This window comes from Pseudonocardia sp. CA-107938 (genome assembly GCF_050936315.1).
In the GTDB taxonomy this organism is placed as follows: Bacteria; Actinomycetota; Actinomycetes; order Mycobacteriales; family Pseudonocardiaceae; genus Pseudonocardia.
Map to the genome: position 1 here is coordinate 5,610,066 of NZ_JBNJNA010000001.1, position 16,619 is coordinate 5,626,684.

Consider the following 16,619-nt stretch of genomic DNA (forward strand, 5'->3'; position numbering starts at 1 on the left):
GGGCCCGCGGCGGCTGGGTGTTCGCCGCGCTGACGGTGGCGCGCGGGCTGCTCAGCCTGGTGCTGATCGTCGTGCTGGGGTTCTTCCTGTTCCGGGTGCTGCCCGGCGACCCGGTGCGGGCGATGACCCGTGACCGGCCCGGTGACCCGGCGTCGCTGGCGCGGCTGCGGGCTGAGTTCGGCCTCGACCGTCCGCTGTGGGAGCAGTTCGTCGACCACATCCGCGACCTGCTGCGCGGCGATCTCGGCACGTCGTACCAGTTCAAGCAGCCCGTGACCGAGCTGGTCCTCGGCCGGCTGGGGCCGACCGTGCTGCTGACCGGCAGCGCACTGGTGCTCGCCGTGGCCATCGGGCTGTGGGCGGGGAGCCGGGCGGCCTGGCGGCACGGCAGCGCGTTCGACCGCCTCGCCACGTCGACGGCGCTGGTGCTGTGGTCGATGCCGACGTTCTGGCTCGGACTGATCGTGCTGCTGGTGTTCGCGGTGGGCCTGGACCTGTTCCCCACCGCCGGGATGACGTCCCCGGGCGGTACCGGTGGCGACCTCGCCGGCGTGCTCGACGTGGCGCACCACCTCGTGCTGCCGTGCCTGACGCTGGTGGCGGTGGTGTACGCGCAGTACCTGATGGTGATGCGGTCGTCGCTGCTGGAGGAGATGAGCGCCGACTACCTGACGACGGCGCGGGCGAAGGGCCTGCGCGACGACGTGGTCCGCCGCCGGCACGCCATCCCGAACGCGCTGCTGCCGACGATCACGATCATCTTCCTCAACGTCGGCATGGTCGTCGCCGGCGCGGTGACGGTGGAGACGGTGTTCTCCTGGCCCGGGCTGGGCCTGCTCACCTACCAGGCGCTGGCGGTGCCCGACCTGCCACTGCTGCAGGGCACGCTGATCACGCTGTCGGCCGCCGTGGTGATCATGAACGCCGTGGCGGACCTGCTGTACCGGCTGGTCGATCCTCGGGTCCGGACCGCATGACCGTCGCGTCGGGACGCCGCCGGGCCGCGCTGCGGGCGTTCACGCGCGGCTACCTGTCCCACCGGGCGGGCATGGCCGGGCTGGTCGTGCTCGCGGTGGCGTTGCTGGTGGCGGTGCTCGCTCCGCTGCTGGTGCCGGCGTCCGCGCTGTCCGTCGTGGACGCCGGCGGGCCGATCCTGGCCCCGCCCGGATCCGGTGGTCTGCTCGGTACGGACGAGAACGGCCGGTCGGTGCTCGCGCTGACGCTCGTCGGCACCCGGGTGTCGCTGGTCGTCGGGATCGCGGCGACGGTGCTGTCGGTGCTGCTCGGTTCGCTGGTCGGGATGCTCGCCGCGCACTTCGGCCGGGTCGTGTCGGCGGTCCTCATGGTGGTCACCGACTTCTTCCTGGTGCTGCCCTCGCTGGTGCTGGCCATCGTCCTGTCGACGGTGCTGGAGCGCGGGCTGCTCACGATCGTGCTGGCGATCGGCGTGACGTCGTGGGCGTCGACGGCGCGGCTGGTCCGCGCCCAGACGCTCGCCGTCGAGGCGCGGCCCTACATCGAACGGGCCACCGTGCTCGGCGGCGGGCACGCGCACCTGCTCGGCAAGCACGTCGTCCCAGCCGTCGCGCCGCTGGTGCTGGCCAACACCACGCTCACCGTCGGCAGCGCGATCATCGCCGAGTCCACCCTGTCGTTCCTCGGGCTCGGCGCGCCCGGCTCGGTCTCGTGGGGCGCGATGCTGCGCTCGGCCGTCGAGTCGGGGGCGATCACGGCCGGTGCCTGGTGGTACCTGCTGCCACCCGGCCTGGCGATCGTGGCGGTCGTGCTGGGCTTCACCTTGTGCGGTCGCGCCCTGGAGGTCCAGCTGAACCCGGCACTGGCGGCGCGCCGATGACACCGATCCTCGAGTACCGCGACCTCAGCGTCGAGTACCACTCCGTGCGGGGGGTCGAGCACGCCGTGCGCGGCGTCTCGCTCTCCCTCGAGCCGGGCGGCTCCCTGGGGCTCGCCGGCGAGTCCGGCTGCGGCAAGACCACGCTGGCCATGGCGGCGCTGCGGCTGCTGTCGCGCACCGCCCGCATCGGCGGGCACGTCCTCGTCGACGGGGCCGACGTGACGGCGCTGAGCTGGGGGAAGCTGCGGGCGCTGCGCTGGGCGCAGGCGTCGATCGTGTTCCAGGGGGCGATGCACGCGCTCAACCCGGTCCGCCGGGTCGGGGAGCAGATCGCCGAGCCGATCCGCCTGCACACCCCCGACGTCACCGACGTGCCCGGCCGGGTGGCGGAGCTGCTGGACCGCGTGGAGCTGCCGGCCCGACGGGCATCGGCCTACCCGCACGAGCTGTCCGGCGGGCAGCGCCAGCGCGTGATGATGGCGATGGCGCTGGCCTGCGACCCCCGCCTGGTGATCGCGGACGAGCCGACCACGGCGCTCGACGTGGTGGTGCAGCAGCAGGTGCTGGAACGGCTGTCCGCGCTGGTCACCGACCGCGGGATCGGGCTGGTGCTGATCTCCCACGACCTGTCCGTGCTCGCCGCGACCTGCGAACGGGTGGCGGTCATGCAGCACGGCGAGATCGTCGAGGACGGGCCGGCGACACAGGTGCTGCGCGCGCCGAAGCATCCGCACGCCCGGGCGCTGGCAGCTGCGTTCCCGGTGATCGGGGACCCGGTATGGCGGCACGTCGAACCGGCCACTCCGGAACCCGCCCCGGTGCTCGCGGCCGAGCGGGTGCGCGTCACGTTCGCCCAGCGCGGCGGCGGTGTGGTGCGGGCCGTCGACGAGGTTTCGCTGCAGGTGCGGCCGCGGGAGATCCTGGCGCTGGTCGGCCAGTCCGGCTCGGGCAAGACCACGCTCGCCCGCTGCCTGCTCGGACTGCAGCGACCGAGCGCCGGCGTCGTGACGTTCGGCGGGCGACCGCTCCCCCGCTCGGCCCGCGGACTGCGCGCGCACCGCCGGCAGGTGCAGCTGGTGCTCCAGGACCCGACGGGTGCGCTGAACCCGCGGCACAGCGTCTACGAGGCGGTCGCGGAAGGCCCGCGGGTGCACCGGCTGGCCGCCGACGAGCGCGCGATCGTCACCACGGCGCTGGAGCAGGCCGAGCTGCGCCCCGCCGACCGGTTCGCCGCGCGCCTGCCCGGCGAGCTGTCCGGCGGGCAGCGGCAGCGCGTGGTGATCGCCGGCGCGCTCGCGCTGGGACCCACCTTCCTCGTGGCGGACGAGCCCGTCGCGTCGCTGGACGCGTCGGTGCGCGGCGAGATCCTCGCGCTGCTGCTGCGGCTGCGCACCGAGCTGGGCCTGGGGGCGCTCGTGATCACGCACGACCTCGGCCTCGCGTGGACGATCGCCGACCGCGTCGCCGTCATGTACCAGGGCCGGATCGTCGAGGAGGGGCCGACCGAGCAGGTGCTCACCGATCCGCAGCACGAGTACACGAAGGTGCTGCTGGCGGCGCTACCAGCGCAGTAGGCGGGCGTCGGCGTCCAGCGTCATGGTGGCGCCGAGCGGGATCGTTCGCTGGTCGGCGCAGTGGCCGAACCCGAACTCCGTCACGAACGGGACGCCGAGCGGGCCGAGCCGGTCCACGAGCACGTCGTGCACCTGCTGCGGGTCGCCGCAGCGGTACCACGAGCCGCACACGATCCCGGCCGCCCGGTCGAACCAGCCGGCCCGCAGCAACTGGGTGAGCAGCCCGTCGATGCGGTAGGGCAGCTCGGTGATGTCCTCGAGCAGCACGATCGCCCCGTCGGGCGGCGGTGGCGTGGTGGGCGCCCCCAGCCCGGCGGCCAAGAGGCTCAACGTGCCGCCGACCGTCACCCCGGTCACCCGGCCGCCGCGCACGGTCTCCGCCGCCGGGCCGGCCGCGATGTCGGTGGGCGGGTCGAACAGCGCCGCCCGCAGGTGCTCCTGCGCCACCGGGTGGCGGACGAAGCCCTCGCTCGCGATCAGCGGCGCGAACAGCGTGACCAGGTCGCACAGCGGTCCGAGCTCGGTGTGCAGTGCGGTGATGTCGCTGGACCCGGCGAACACCTTCGGCGGCGCTGCGGCGAGCGCGGGCCGGTCCAGCAGGTCGAGCATGCGCAGGACCCCGTAGCCGCCGCGCACGCAGAGCACCGCGGCCACATCCGGATCGCACCACGCCTGCTGCAGGTGCTTGGCCCGGGCGACGTCGTCGTCGACGAGGTAGGGCAGGCGCGGGTGCCGGCCCGGCACGAGCGTCTCGACGTCGAGGCCCCAGCCGCGGAGCACGGCGGTCCCCTCGTCGAGGAGATCGAGCGGTGGCGGGCCGGCCGGGGCCACGAGCACGACCCGGTCCCCGGCCCGCAGCCTGGGCGGCAGCCGCCTCATGTCCGCAGCTCCGGCGGTTCGGCGCCGGGGACGGCCAGGCCCAGCACGTCGGCGTAGAAGCCCAGTTCGGCGGTCAGGGTCGCGATGATCGTCTCCGCTCGGCGGAAGCCGTGCTGCTCGCCCTCGAAGGCCAGGTAGGCGTGCGGGATGCCGCTTCCGGCGAGTTCCGCGACGAACCGGTCGGCCTGCACGGACGGGCAGATCCGGTCGTCGAGGCCCTGGAGCAGCAGGATCGGCGCGGTGAGCCGGCGCGGATGGCTCGACGGCGAGCGCTCCCGGTAGCGCTGCTCGGTCTCGGGCAGCGGCCCGACCAGGCTCGTCAGGTACTGCGACTCGAAGTCGTGCGTCTCCCCCGTCGCCCAGCCGAGCAGGTCCAGGATCGGGTAGCGGGAGGTGCCGCAGGCGTAGACGGGTCGGCCGCCGTCCGGCGGCAGCGCGGCCAGCGACGCGGCCGTGGTCCACCCGCCGGCCGACCCGCCGCGCACGACCAGCCGGTCCCGGTCCGCCTGGCCCTGCTCCGCCAGCTCCAGCGCGACCGCGGCGCAGTCGTCGACGTCGACGACACCCCATTGCTCCCGGAGCCGGTTGCGCCAGGCCCGCCCGTGCCCGGTGGAGCCGCCGTAGTCGGGGGCGACGACGGCGAAGCCGCGGCTGGTGAAGTACGCGATGTCGAGGTCGGGCAGCGCGACGTTGCGGCTGGTCGGACCGCCGTGGACGTGCACGAGCAGCGGCGGCGCCGCACCGGCCGGTCCGGTGCACTCGGGCGAGGTGGGCGGGAACCACACGACCGGCACGCCGGCCACGGTGCGATGCTCGGGGCGCGGCAGCCACGCCGGGTCGGGCAGCTCGGCCGCGCTGGTCAGCCAGTCGACGGCTCCGGTGCCGAGATCGACGCGCACGACCGCGTCGCTGCGGGTGGCGCTGCCGGCCACGCCGTGGACCAGGTCGCCGTCGACGGCCAGCGTGGACGACCACTCGACGACCTCCTCCGCGAGCGCGACGTCGGTGACGGTGCCGGTCTGCTCGTCGAGCAGGCACAGCTGCCCGGCGGCGAGCACGCCGTGCCGGCCGCGACCCAGCGGGGCGCACCACTGCGCGCCGACCTTCCACATCGCGTCGCCCAGGTCCCGCTCCACGGGGGCCAGGTTGCGCGGCGCATCCCCGTCGAGCGGCACCCGGTGCAGGTTCCACCAGCCGCCGGGATCGGTGAGCGCGAGCAGGCCCTGCCCGTCCCACACCACCTGGACGACGGCCTCGTCCGGCCCGCCGGCGACGACGCGGTGCGGGCCGAACCCGTCACCCGTGATCTCGGCGACGCACAGCTGCGTGCCGTCCCACGGCATCGACGGGTGGTCCCACCCGATCCACGCGGCGTGCCGCCCGTCCGGGCTGGGGACGGGCACCGTGAGGAAGTGGTGGGACGCCGGCCCGAGCGGACGCGGACCGCTGCCGTCGAGGGGGACGGCCACGAGGTCGCGGCGGATGTCGGTGGGCCGTTCGCCGATGACGGTCTCGCGGACCGCCCACACCTCGCCGGCGCCGGCCGCCGGACCCAGCGCGTAGCGCAGGCCGTGCTCACGCTCCGGCGACGGGGTGAGCGGCCGCACCGTCTCCCCGTCGACGACGTGGATGCGCTGGTCGGACCACGCGGTGAACACCAGCGCGCCGTCGACCACGGTGTAGGGCGTGGCGCCGTACTCGTGGTGGCGGTTGCGCGCGTTCCAGGGCGCGGGCAGCGCCTCGACGGGCGCTGCGGCGCCGTCGTCGAGCCGCCGCACGGTGACCCGGCCCCCGTCCGCGGGCTGTGCCTGCGTCCACCAGGTGGCCGCGCCGTGCCGCTGGACGGAACTGACGGCGCCCCCGTGGCGGGCGACGGCGTCGGCCCCGATCGGCGAGGGCCAGGTGCCGTACGGCAGCTCGCGGGTCACGCCGCGGCGAGCTGCTCGCGCAACCGCTTGAGCCCGTCGAACGTGTAGCGCTTCACCGAGCCGGTGGACAACTGCAGGGCCTCGGCCGCCTCGGCCACCGACATCTGCCACTGCACCCGCATCACCACGCACTCCCGCTCGCGCGGGGAGAGCGTGGCCAGCGCCGCCTTGAGCGCCATCGCGTCGGCGACCTGGTGCGAGATGTCGGGCCGGTCGTCGGGGAGCTCGGCACGCGACCGCTCGTCGTCCTCGGCCCCGCCGTCGATCGACGTGAGGTTCTGCCGCTCCGGGATCACCGTGCGCAGCTCGCGGTTGATCTCGTTGCACACCGTGGTGAGCAGGTACGCGCTCAGGTTGGTGATCTCGGGCAGGTCCTGGCGGTGCCGCCGCAGGATCTTCTCGAAGGCCCGCTGCACCACGTCCTCGGCGCGGGAGTGGTCGCCCACCTTCCGCGCCGCGTAGCGGACCAGCATCGGCAGGCGGTCGCGGTAGGCCTGCGCGAAGCGCCGCTCGAACTCGTCGACCTGCGCACGGGAGACCCGCCGGATGCCCGCCCGCCCGCGCGGGACCAGCCCGAGGACGACGCCCTCGCCCAACGCGGCCGCGCCGCGCAGGGCGGCGCCGATGTCCGGGAATGCGGAGAGGTCGTCCAGGTCGTCATCAACTGTGTCGATCATCGTTCCCCCCTGTCCCGGACATTATCCACCAGGATGGACGCATGACCGACCGAAGGATCTCCGATCTCGACGTGGCGGCCAAGGCCGCGCTCTGCTCCGGCGCCGACCTCTGGCACACCGTGGCCCTGCCGGAGCACGGCATCCCGGCGATCGCCGTCGCCGACGGCCCGCACGGCCTGCGCCGCACCGTCGACTCGTCGGACGCGTTCGAGTCGGCCCCGGCCACGTGCTTCCCGACGGCCGCCGCGCTGGGCTCCACGTGGGATCCCGAGCTGGTCCGCGAGGTCGGCGCGGCCATCGCGCAGGAGGCACTCGCACAGGGCGTGGCGGTCGTGCTCGGTCCCGGCGTCAACATCAAGCGGTCGCCGCTGTGCGGGCGCAACTTCGAGTACCTCTCCGAGGACCCGCTGCACGCCGGCCGGCTCGCCGCAGCCCTGGTCGACGGGCTGCAGGGCTCCGGGGTCGGGGCGTCGCTGAAGCACTTCGCCGCGAACAACCAGGAGACCGACCGGCACCGGGTCAGCGCCGAGGTGGACGAGCGGACGCTGCGGGAGATCTACCTGCCGGCGTTCGAGCACGTCGTGACGACGGCCCGGCCGTGGACCGTGATGTGCGCCTACAACCGCGTCAACGGCACCTACGCCTCCGAGCACCACGAGCTGCTCACCGAGATCCTGCGCGACGAGTGGGGCTTCGACGGCGTCGTGGTGTCGGACTGGGGTGCCGTGCACGACCGGGTCGCCGCGCTGCGCGCCGGGCTTGACCTGGAGATGCCGCCCAACCGCGGGGTGAGCGACGCGGCCGTCGTCGCGGCGGTGGCCGACGGCACGCTCGACGAGGCCGTGCTCGACCAGGCGGTCGCACGCGTGCTCACGCTCGTCGACCGGGCCGCCGCAGCACCGCCCGCGCCCGTCATCGACGAGGACGCCCAGCACGCGCTGGCCCGCCGGGTCGCCGCCGACGGCATCGTCCTGCTGCGCAACGACGACGTCCTGCCCCTGACCGACCGGCCGGGCCTGCGCGTCGGCGTCGTCGGCCCGTTCGCCACCCAGCCGCGCTACCAGGGCGTCGGCAGCTCGAAGGTGAACCCGACCAAGGTGGACGTGCCGCTGGACGAGCTGGTGGCGGCGCTCCCGCAGGCAACGGTCCGGCACGCGGCCGGGTGCCCGGCCGACGGCGAACCCGACGCCGAGCTGGTTGCGGCGGCCGTTGCGGTGGCCGCCGACTCCGACGTCGTCGTCGCGTACCTGGGCCTGCCGGACACCGCAGAGGCGGAGGGCTACGACCGCACCCACATCGACCTGCCCGCTGCGCAGCCGGCGCTGCTGGCCGCGATCGCCGCGGCCGCCCCGGACGTGCCGGTGGTCGCCGTGCTGGCCAACGGCTCGGCCGTGCGCACCGGCCCGTGGGAGCAGCACGTCGCGGCGATCGTCGAGTGCTGGCTTGGCGGCCAGGCCGGCGGCGGCGCCGTGGCCGACGTCCTGACCGGCGCCGTCGACCCGTCCGGACGGTTGGCCGAGACGATCCCGCTGCGCCTCGAGGACGTGCCGTCCACCCCGATGTTCCCCGGCGAGGAGGGGCGGGTGCGCTACGGGGAGGGCGTGCTGGTGGGCTACCGCGGCTTCGACGCCGCCGACCGGGAGGTCGGCTACCCGTTCGGGCACGGCCTGTCGTACACGACGTTCGCGTACTCCGACCTGGCCGTGACGCCCGACGGCGACGGCGTGCGGGTCGCGGTGACCATCGCGAACACCGGTGCGCGGGCCGGCCGCGAGGTCGTGCAGGTCTACGTCGGGTCCACCTCGGCCGTGGTCGTGCGGCCGCCGCGGGAGCTGCGGGACTTCGCCAAGATCGCGCTCGCGCCCGGAGAGTCGCGCCGCGTCGAGTTCCGGCTCGGCCCGCGGGCGTTCGCGCACTGGTCGGTGTCGCAGCACCGGTGGGTCGTCGAGCCGGGCACCGCGGTGATCGCGGTCGGCCCGTCGTCGCGTGACCTGCCGCTGCAGACGTCGGTGGCCGTGCCGGGCGCGACTCCCCTGCGGGTGCCGCTCGGCGGGTCGGCGACGCTGCGCGAGTGGATGGCCGACCCCGCCGGCGTGGCGGCGCTGCGCCGGTTCCTCGTCGACCGGGTCGGCTCCGACGCGATCCTCGACGACGGGCGGATCAGCTACGGGCTCGGCGGCTTCCCGATCTCGGCACTGGCTGCGTTCCTCGGTCTGGGCGTCCCGGCGGCCGAGTTCGACAAACTTGCTCTCGACATCTAATGATTCGATGTCTATCATTCTGGCATGACCATCGAGCTGAACCACACGATCGTCCACACGCACGACCAGGACGCCTCCGCCGCGTTCCTGGCGTCCATCCTCGGCGTCGAGGTCGGCGGGCGCACCGGTCCGTTCGTCCCGATCTCGCTGACCAACGGGGTCACCCTCGACTACATGCACGTCGACGGGCCCGTCACCAGCCAGCACTACGCGTTCCTCGTCGACGACACGACCTTCGACGCGGCGTTCGCGCGCATCACCGCCTCCGGCATCACGTACTGGGCCGATCCCGGCCACCGCGAGCCCGGCCGGCTCAACAGCATGCACGGCGGACGCGGCTGCTACTTCCTCGATCCCGACGGCCACAACATGGAGCTGCTGACCAGGGCGTGAACCTCAGATGTTCGTCAATTCCATGGACCCGTGACCGGCCGTCTCCCTACCGTCCGTGTCGAGCAGCACACCCGGAGGAGCCGACGATGGCCGGAGAGACCGACGCCCACCATCCGCTGACCGCCCGCGACCGCGCGATCCTCGCCGCCGTCGCCGCGGGCGGGGCCGAACTGGTGTGGGGCAGCGAGCCCGACCTCTACCTCGACGGGCGCTGCTGCAGCGACCAGGCCGCCGTCCACCGGCTCGTGCGTCGCGGCCTGATCGCCCCGGCCACCGCGTGCGCGGTCGGTCACCGGGTCGCCGCGACGGTCACCGCCGCCGGCCAGTCACAGCTCGCCGGGGTCCTCGCCTCGGCCTGAGTGTCGAGAGGCCGATACCCCGCGGTATGCACACGGGTCGGGCGGGGGTCAATGCCGCCGACCGCACCCCGGCGGACGGTCGGCGGTCGTCGACCGACCGACACGCCGCGTACTCGGCCCTTCACAGAATGAGACGAGCCGCTCGGCTCTGGATCTGCTGCGCACCGCGGTCAGAAGAGCACAGTGGGTGATCAGCACCCCAGCAGCTCACTCCACCGAGGACTTCCGTGGCAATCAGCATGCCGTTCCGCGACGCCGTGACCACGGCCCGTTACGAGGCTGCGCTCACCGTCACCCAACCCCTCCGCGTCGTCCAGCGCGGCCGGCACAGCAGGCGGGCCCTGGCCCGACAGGCGGGCCGCCGCGGTGACGGGCGCCGGCTGCCGACCCTCGACGGGCTGCGCGGCGTGGCGGCCCTGGTCGTGCTGGTCCACCACGCGTTCCTGTCCCAGCCTGCCCTCGCCGCGCCCTACCTCGACCCGCGCACCGCCGACGACGGCGGCGTCGTGTGGTGGCTGACCTGGACGCCGCTGCACCTCGTCTGGGCCGGCACCGAAGCCGTCTTCGTGTTCTTCGTGCTCAGCGGGCTGGTGCTCACGCTGCCGGCGATGACCGGCCGGCTGCGGCTGCGCGCCTACTACGCCGCCCGGCTGCTGCGGCTCTACCCGCCGGTGTGGGCGGCGGTGGCGCTCGCCGTGGGCGTCGCGCTGCTCGTGCCGCGGGTGTGGCCGGAGGGTGCGAGCTGGTGGATGGTCGCCATGAACCAGCCGGTCACGCCACGTGGCGTGGCCGCCGACCTGACGCTGCTCGTGGCGCCCGGCGCGGTCAACCACGTGCTGTGGTCGCTGCAGTGGGAGATGGTGTTCTCCCTGCTCCTGCCGGTGTTCGTGGTGGTCGCCGTGAGCCGCCGGGTGGCGTGGTCGCACAAGATCGCCGCAGCGCTCGCCGCCGTCGGTGCCGCCGCCGTGTTCGACAGCGTCGCGGTCTCGGCGCTGGCCATGTTCCTGCTCGGATCCCTGCTGGCCTCCGGGCGCGCGCACGTCGACTACGCCGCGGCGGTGATCGAGGGGCAGCGCCGGCCGACGCTGTGCTGGGCACTCGTCGGCCTGCTGGCCGCGGTGCTGCTCTCGGCGTACTGGCTGGTCAACGCCCCGGGCTGGGACCTGCCCGCCGACCACCCGCTCGTTGCGCTGACCCGCGCCCTCCAGGCGCTCGGCGCGTGCCTCGTCGTCGCGATCGCGTGGTACTGCCCCGGCGCCCGGCGGGTGCTCTCCTCCCGCGTCGCCCAGTGGCTCGGCGCGCGGTCGTTCAGCCTCTACCTGGTGCATCTGCCGCTGGTCAGTGCCACCGTGCTGCTGCTCGGTGGCACACCGCCGCTGTGGGCGGTGCTGCTCATCTCGGTGCCCGCGGCGCTGCTCGCCACGGCGCTCTTCCACCGCGTGATCGAGCAGCCGAGCCACCGGCTCGCCAGGCGCGCGGCTGCGCGCCTGGCGGCCGGACCCGTCCGGGCCGGGTCGATCACCCGCTGAGCCTGCTCAGCCCTTCACGCAGACGAGCGTGCGCAGCCGCGCCACCACGTCCACGAGATCGGTCTGCTGCGCCATCACCGACTCCAGGTCCTTGTAGGAGCCGGGGATCTCGTCCAGCACACCCGCGTCCTTGCGGCACTCGACGCCCTCGGTCTGGGCCTGCAGGTCGGCGACGCTGAACGTGCGCTTCGCCGCCGACCGCGACATCCTCCGGCCCGCGCCGTGGCTCGCGGAGCGGTACGCCGCCTCGTGGCCGCGGCCCCGCACGATGTACGAGCCGGTGCCCATCGACCCCGGGATGATGCCGAGCCGCCCGTCGGCGGTGGAGATCGCGCCCTTGCGGGTGACGATCAGCTCCAGGCCGTCGTAGGTCTCCTCCGACACGTAGTTGTGGTGGCAGGAGATCTCCTCGCCGAAGCGCACCGGACGGCCCATCGCGCGGGTGAAGGCGGCCTTGACCAGCGCCATCATCACCGTGCGGTTGAGCCGCGCGTACTCCTGCGCCCAGTACAGGTCGGAGCGGTACGCGGCCATCTCCGGCGTGCCGGACAGGAACACCGCGAGGTCGCGATCGGGCAGGTCCTGGTTGTGCGCCAGCGCCTGGGCCGCTGCGATGTGCTGCTCGGCGAGCACCTTGCCGATGTTGCGCGAGCCGGAGTGCAGCATCAGCCACACGCGGTCGTCGGCGTCCGTGCACACCTCGACGAAGTGGTTCCCGCCGCCCAGCGAGCCCACCTGCTGGTGCGCGCGGGTGCGCAGCTTGTCGGCCGTCGTCCACGACATGTCCTCCTGGACGGCGTGGAGCTCGTCGAACCGCGCCCAGAACGCGTCCCAGCCGTAGGTGTGCTGCAGCCCGACCCGGCGCAGGTCGGCGCCGTGCTGGTGCAGGTCGCGGCCGACGGGCACGTCCTCCTCGATCGCCGTGCGGATGCCGCGCAGCGAGTCGGGCAGGTCGGACGCGGTGAGCTCGACGGGCACGGCCGACATGCCGCAGCCGATGTCGACGCCCACGGCCGCGGGCGAGACGGCGTCCCGCATCGCGATCACGGAGCCGACCGTGGCGCCCTTCCCGTAGTGCACGTCGGGCATGACGGCCACGCCGTGCGTCCAGGGCAGGCCGGCGACGTTGCGGAGCTGGCGCAGGGCCTGGTCCTCGACGGACGCGGGGTCGGCCCACATGCGGACCGGGGCGCGGGTGCCGGGCAGGATCTCCATGGGCCGATGATCGCGCAGGCGGCGCGCAGCGTCGCGGCATTTGCACGGCCCGCACACGCACGGGGAGGACCGTAGAGTTGGCCGAGCAGCCCAGCACCCTTCCGGCGCTCCTGAGGCCGTGGAAGCGCCCGATGAGCGGCCGCGACCCGCAGGAGCAGTCCCGCGCCTCCACCCCGTTGGAGCTGCTGTTCGACCTGTGCTTCGTGGTCGCCATCGCGCAGGCCGCGGTCCAGCTCGCGCACGGCATCGAGGAGGACCACACCGGGCCCGCGCTGCTCTCCTTCGCGATGATCTTCTTCGCGATCTGGTGGGCGTGGATGAACTTCACGTGGTTCGCCTCGGCCTACGACACCGACGACGTGCCGTACCGGGTCCTGACGCTGGTGCAGATGGCCGGCGCGCTGGTGCTGGCCGCCGGGGTCGAGGCCGCGACCACCCGCGTCGACTTCACCGCGGTGACGATCGGCTACGCGATCATGCGGGTGCCGATGGTGCTGCAGTGGCTGCGCGCGGCCCGCGAGCACCCGGATGGACGCGCGTGCGCCCTGCGGTACGCCGGCGCGCTCGCCGTCGTGCAGGCCCTGTGGTTGCTGCGGCTGCTGCTGCCCGCGCCGTGGGGGTTGATCGGCTTCCCCGTGCTCGTGCTGGCCGAGCTCGCCGTGCCGGTGTGGGCGGAGTCCGGCGGCCGGGCCACGCGCTGGCACCCCGAGCACATCGCGGAGCGGTACGGCCTGCTGACGCTCATCGTGCTCGGCGAGTGCATCCTCGGCACCACGGTCGCCATCCGCGGCAGCCTGGACGCGGCCGGGCTCACCCTCGACCTGCTGATGCTCATCGTCGGCGGCCTACTGCTCGTGTTCGGGTTGTGGTGGACGTACTTCGTGGGCGGCGACGAGCACGGCCTCACCAGCATGCGCGTGGCCCTGATCTGGGGCTACGGGCACTACCTGGTCTTCGCCTCGATCGCCGCGCTGGGGGCGGGGCTCGAGGTCGCCGTGCTGGTGAGCGAGCACGTCGCGCACGTGTCCGCCATCGTGTCGGGGCTCGCGGTGGCTGCGCCGGTCGCGGTGTTCCTGATCGTGATCAGCCAGCTCCGCCGCCTGTCGTGGCCGGCCGGCGCCGAGAACAACCTCGTCGTCGCCGTGCTGGTGGTGCTGATCGTCGGTGCCGGGGCGCTGGCCGGGGTGCTCGGGATCGGGCTGTCCGTGCTGTTGCAGGGCGTGGCGCTGATGTCCGGCCTGACGGTCTGGCTGGTGCTGGCGGCGCGGCGGGCGAAGGCCGTCAGGGCACCGGGGTGACGGCGCGGCCCCGCTCGAACCAGGAGATGAGGTTGTCCACCACCAGCTGGCCCATCGCGCGGCGCGTGGCGACGCTGGCCGAGCCGACGTGCGGCAGCAGGACCGCGGTCTCGATGTCGACGAGCTCCTGCGGGACCCGCGGCTCGTCCTCGTAGACGTCGAGGCCGGCGGCGGCGATCGTGCCGTCCTGCAGCGCCGTGATCAGCGCGTCCGTGTCGACGACGGAGCCCCGCCCGATGTTGATCACGATGCCGTCCGGGCCGAGTGCGGCGAGCACCGCCGCGTCGACGATGTGGTGGGTGGCCGCGCCACCGGGGACCACGATCATCAGCGTGTCGACGGCGGCGGCCAGATCGAGCAGTGACGGGTGGTAGGCGTACGGGACGTCGTCGCGCTGGTTGCGGTTGTGGTAGGCGATCGCCAGCCCGAACGGTTCGGCGCGCTTCGCGATCTCCAACCCGATCCTGCCGAGACCCAGGATGCCCAGCCGGCGGCCGGAGACGGTGCGGGGGGTGAGCCGGTAGGGGCCTTCGGCCGCCCAACGGCCGGCCCGCAGCCAGCGCTCGGCCGCGCCGAGCTCGCGCACGGTCATCAGCAGCAGCGCGAGCGCGGTGTCGGCCACCTCGGCGTCGAGGACGTCGGGAGTGTTGGTGACGACGACGCCGCGCGCCCGGGTGGCCTCGGTGTCGACGCTGTCGTAGCCGACCCCGAAGTGCGCCACGATCTGCAGCTTCGGCAGCTGGTCGAGCAGCGCGTCGTCGACGGGGAGCTGCCCGTTGGTGGCGACGCCGACGACGTCGCCACCGCGCTCCCGCAGCAGCGCGGCCGGGTCGTCGGCCTCCCACAGCCGGAGCAGGTCGAACCGCGCCTCGCAGGCCTCGACGACCGACGGGAGCATGCGGGCGAGCATCAGCACGACGGGAGCCACGGCTTCACCCTACGGTGCAGCCCGCACGCGCGAGCCCCTGCCAGCGGTGGTGCCGGTAGCGGTAGATCAGCCTCGCGAACCCGGCAACGACCGGCGTCAGCGGTCCGGCGTCGATCTCCACGGTGTCGCTGTACCGGCAGTGTCGCCGGCCGGTTCGACGTGCAGCGTGTGCCGCCAGGACCGCAGCACGCCGCCGTGCTCCTGGGTGCGGACCGTGCGGGTGTCCGGGTCGAGTCCGACGACCTCGATGGTGTGCCGGTGCAGCGGCAGCACGTGGAACAGCAGGATCCACCCCGTGCCCCGCTCCCCCGGCTGGAACGGCTCGGTGCGGCCCGCGGCGGCGGGGACACCGAGCAGTCCCCGGCAGACGTACGCGAACGTGGCGGGGCGCTGCATCGCCTCCCACACGCGATCGGCGGAGGTGGGCAGCTCGGACTCGACGTGCACGGTGACGGCCATGCCATGATCCTGAGCGATGGCTCGCGTCCGCGGTACCCGCGTTCCGGAGGTCGTCCGGTGAGGCCCGTCCGCACGCCGCCTGCAACCCCGCGAGCAGCCACGACAGGAGCGGGCCGCCCGTACCCGGGAGTGGATCCTGCAGGCGGCTGCTCAGGTCTCGCCGAGCACGGGTACGCCGCGGGAACCACGAACCGCATCGCCGAGCGCACCGGGGGGTCGCCGCCGATCCGATGGATCCGCAGGTGGTCGAGGACCAGCTGCCGCGATGCTGCTGGCTTGGAGGGCCCTCTTACCTGACCTGACCGGCGATGCGGGCGTCGCGCGGGTGGCGCGGCTGCGGGAGGCGCTCGATCGGCCGCGGGAGCTGCGCGGGGATGGTCGGCACCCGTTCCTCGGCCGCGGCGCGGGCGCGGGACGCGTCGGCGCCGGCGATCATGTGCCCGGCCACCCACTGGTACAGCGCGATCCAGGACGAGCTCATCGAACCGGAGAAGGAAGGCCCCGCGACCTCCCGCACCGCCCGGGTCAGCGCGTGCCCGATGTAGCCGTACTGCCAGTTCTCGACGCCGTAGCGCACGGCGTGCGTGCGGCCGAGGTCGCGCAGCGTCTGCTCGAGCACGTCCAGGTCCGGCTCGTCGAGCGCGGCGATCGCGCCGACCAGGGTCTCGGTCATCTTGAACATCTGGCCGGACATGTCGGCGGGGAACGCCTCGCGCAGCCGCGGCTCCATGGCGAAGAGCTCCTTGTAGAAGCGCTCCGCCAGCTCCACCGGGCGCTCGGCCACGGCCTGCAGCGAGAGGCGGACCGCGGCGATGGCCTCCGGGGCGGGCCGCGTCGGCGGTAGCCCGTTCACCGGTGATGCCACCGAACGGAGTACTGCGCGTGCACTGCGGACACAGGATGCCAATCGTCGGGTGTGCGGGTCACTCGAACGTATCGGGCGACCTCGACGACACGCATCACTTCGCCGCCGACACGCCGTCTCCTGGCGGTGGGCGGTGGCTGTCCGTCACGGAGCGTGCCTGACGTGGACGGGTGGGGTGCCGCCGTGACGGGCAGCAGCGCAGGACGGCCGGTGCGGTCTCCACCAGGTGGTCGAGACCGCCGGATCGAGATCGTCGGGAAGGAGCGTCTGCGCAGGTGGATGCCCGTTGGAGAGTGTCGTCGGCCAGTGGTGCAGCACTGGCCGACACGCTGATCCGTTCCGTTCGGACGGTCCGCACGCCGCCTCCCGGCTCACCCCCGCGACCGTCGGCCGATGGAA

General features: G+C 73.8%; 15 protein-coding genes. 8 read left to right on the top strand and 7 right to left on the bottom strand.

Annotation, left to right across the window (positions count from 1 at the left end):
• The first annotated feature begins 17 nt into the window (after positions 1–17).
• From ACQEVB_RS27740 to nikE, 3 genes are read left to right on the top strand one after another with little or no spacing between them, the layout of a single operon-like run.
• Positions 18–977, top strand: a complete 960-nt coding sequence (locus ACQEVB_RS27740) for an ABC transporter permease (protein WP_432980620.1) — start codon at positions 18–20, stop codon at positions 975–977.
• Positions 974–1,855: an ABC transporter permease gene (locus ACQEVB_RS27745; RefSeq protein WP_432977209.1), complete on the top strand. Its 882-nt coding sequence runs from the start codon at positions 974–976 to the stop codon at positions 1,853–1,855. Before ACQEVB_RS27740 ends, ACQEVB_RS27745 begins: the two co-directional genes overlap by 4 nt.
• Positions 1,852–3,429, top strand: coding sequence for a nickel ABC transporter ATP-binding protein NikE (gene nikE / locus ACQEVB_RS27750; RefSeq protein ID WP_432977212.1), 1,578 nt, complete (start codon positions 1,852–1,854; stop codon positions 3,427–3,429). The genes ACQEVB_RS27745 and nikE overlap by 4 nt, the downstream gene beginning before the upstream one ends.
• On the opposite strand, the gene ACQEVB_RS27755 is transcribed toward nikE, so the two are convergent.
• The 3 genes from ACQEVB_RS27755 to ACQEVB_RS27765 are packed head-to-tail and all read right to left on the bottom strand — an operon-like array spanning position 3,415 to position 6,913.
• Positions 3,415–4,308: a S66 peptidase family protein gene (locus ACQEVB_RS27755; RefSeq protein ID WP_432977215.1), complete on the bottom strand. Its 894-nt coding sequence runs from the start codon at positions 4,306–4,308 to the stop codon at positions 3,415–3,417. The two genes, nikE and ACQEVB_RS27755, sit on opposite strands and share 15 nt — an antisense overlap.
• Positions 4,305–6,236, bottom strand: a complete 1,932-nt coding sequence (locus ACQEVB_RS27760; protein WP_432977218.1) for a prolyl oligopeptidase family serine peptidase — start codon at positions 6,234–6,236, stop codon at positions 4,305–4,307. Before ACQEVB_RS27760 ends, ACQEVB_RS27755 begins: the two co-directional genes overlap by 4 nt.
• Complete coding sequence (locus ACQEVB_RS27765; RefSeq protein WP_432977221.1) at positions 6,233–6,913, bottom strand: RNA polymerase sigma factor; 681 nt, start codon at positions 6,911–6,913, stop codon at positions 6,233–6,235. The genes ACQEVB_RS27760 and ACQEVB_RS27765 overlap by 4 nt, the downstream gene beginning before the upstream one ends.
• Positions 6,914–6,954: 41 nt before the next feature.
• On the opposite strand from ACQEVB_RS27765, the gene ACQEVB_RS27770 reads away from it, so the two are divergent.
• The 4 genes from ACQEVB_RS27770 to ACQEVB_RS27785 all read left to right on the top strand — a co-directional run bounded on the left by ACQEVB_RS27770 (position 6,955) and on the right by ACQEVB_RS27785 (position 11,455).
• A complete protein-coding gene (locus ACQEVB_RS27770) occupies positions 6,955–9,174 on the top strand; it encodes a glycoside hydrolase family 3 C-terminal domain-containing protein (protein WP_432977224.1) in 2,220 nt (739 codons plus the stop codon).
• Between the two features lie 24 nt (positions 9,175–9,198).
• Positions 9,199–9,567, top strand: coding sequence for a VOC family protein (locus tag ACQEVB_RS27775; RefSeq protein ID WP_432977227.1), 369 nt, complete (start codon positions 9,199–9,201; stop codon positions 9,565–9,567).
• Between the two features lie 86 nt (positions 9,568–9,653).
• Complete coding sequence (locus ACQEVB_RS27780; protein WP_432977230.1) at positions 9,654–9,926, top strand: hypothetical protein; 273 nt, start codon at positions 9,654–9,656, stop codon at positions 9,924–9,926.
• 227 nt (positions 9,927–10,153) lie between these two features.
• Positions 10,154–11,455: an acyltransferase family protein gene (locus ACQEVB_RS27785; RefSeq protein ID WP_432977233.1), complete on the top strand. Its 1,302-nt coding sequence runs from the start codon at positions 10,154–10,156 to the stop codon at positions 11,453–11,455.
• Positions 11,456–11,461: 6 nt separating this feature from the next.
• On the opposite strand, the gene ACQEVB_RS27790 is transcribed toward ACQEVB_RS27785, so the two are convergent.
• A complete protein-coding gene (locus tag ACQEVB_RS27790) occupies positions 11,462–12,670 on the bottom strand; it encodes an RtcB family protein (RefSeq protein WP_432977236.1) in 1,209 nt (402 codons plus the stop codon).
• A gap of 131 nt (positions 12,671–12,801) precedes the next feature.
• Between ACQEVB_RS27790 and ACQEVB_RS27795 the strand changes: the two genes are divergently transcribed.
• Positions 12,802–13,968 carry a low temperature requirement protein A gene (locus tag ACQEVB_RS27795; protein WP_432977239.1) on the top strand — a complete coding sequence of 389 codons (1,167 nt, stop codon included), beginning with the start codon at positions 12,802–12,804 and terminating at the stop codon, positions 13,966–13,968.
• Here the strand turns inward: ACQEVB_RS27795 and ACQEVB_RS27800 are convergent.
• The 3 genes from ACQEVB_RS27800 to ACQEVB_RS27810 all read right to left on the bottom strand — a co-directional run bounded on the left by ACQEVB_RS27800 (position 13,952) and on the right by ACQEVB_RS27810 (position 16,220).
• Positions 13,952–14,896: a 2-hydroxyacid dehydrogenase gene (locus ACQEVB_RS27800; protein ID WP_432977242.1), complete on the bottom strand. Its 945-nt coding sequence runs from the start codon at positions 14,894–14,896 to the stop codon at positions 13,952–13,954. The genes ACQEVB_RS27795 and ACQEVB_RS27800 overlap by 17 nt on opposite strands.
• 96 nt (positions 14,897–14,992) lie before the next feature.
• Positions 14,993–15,355, bottom strand: a complete 363-nt coding sequence (locus ACQEVB_RS27805) for a hypothetical protein (RefSeq protein WP_432977245.1) — start codon at positions 15,353–15,355, stop codon at positions 14,993–14,995.
• 289 nt (positions 15,356–15,644) lie between these two features.
• Positions 15,645–16,220: a globin domain-containing protein gene (locus ACQEVB_RS27810; protein WP_432977247.1), complete on the bottom strand. Its 576-nt coding sequence runs from the start codon at positions 16,218–16,220 to the stop codon at positions 15,645–15,647.
• Positions 16,221–16,619 lie beyond the last annotated feature (399 nt).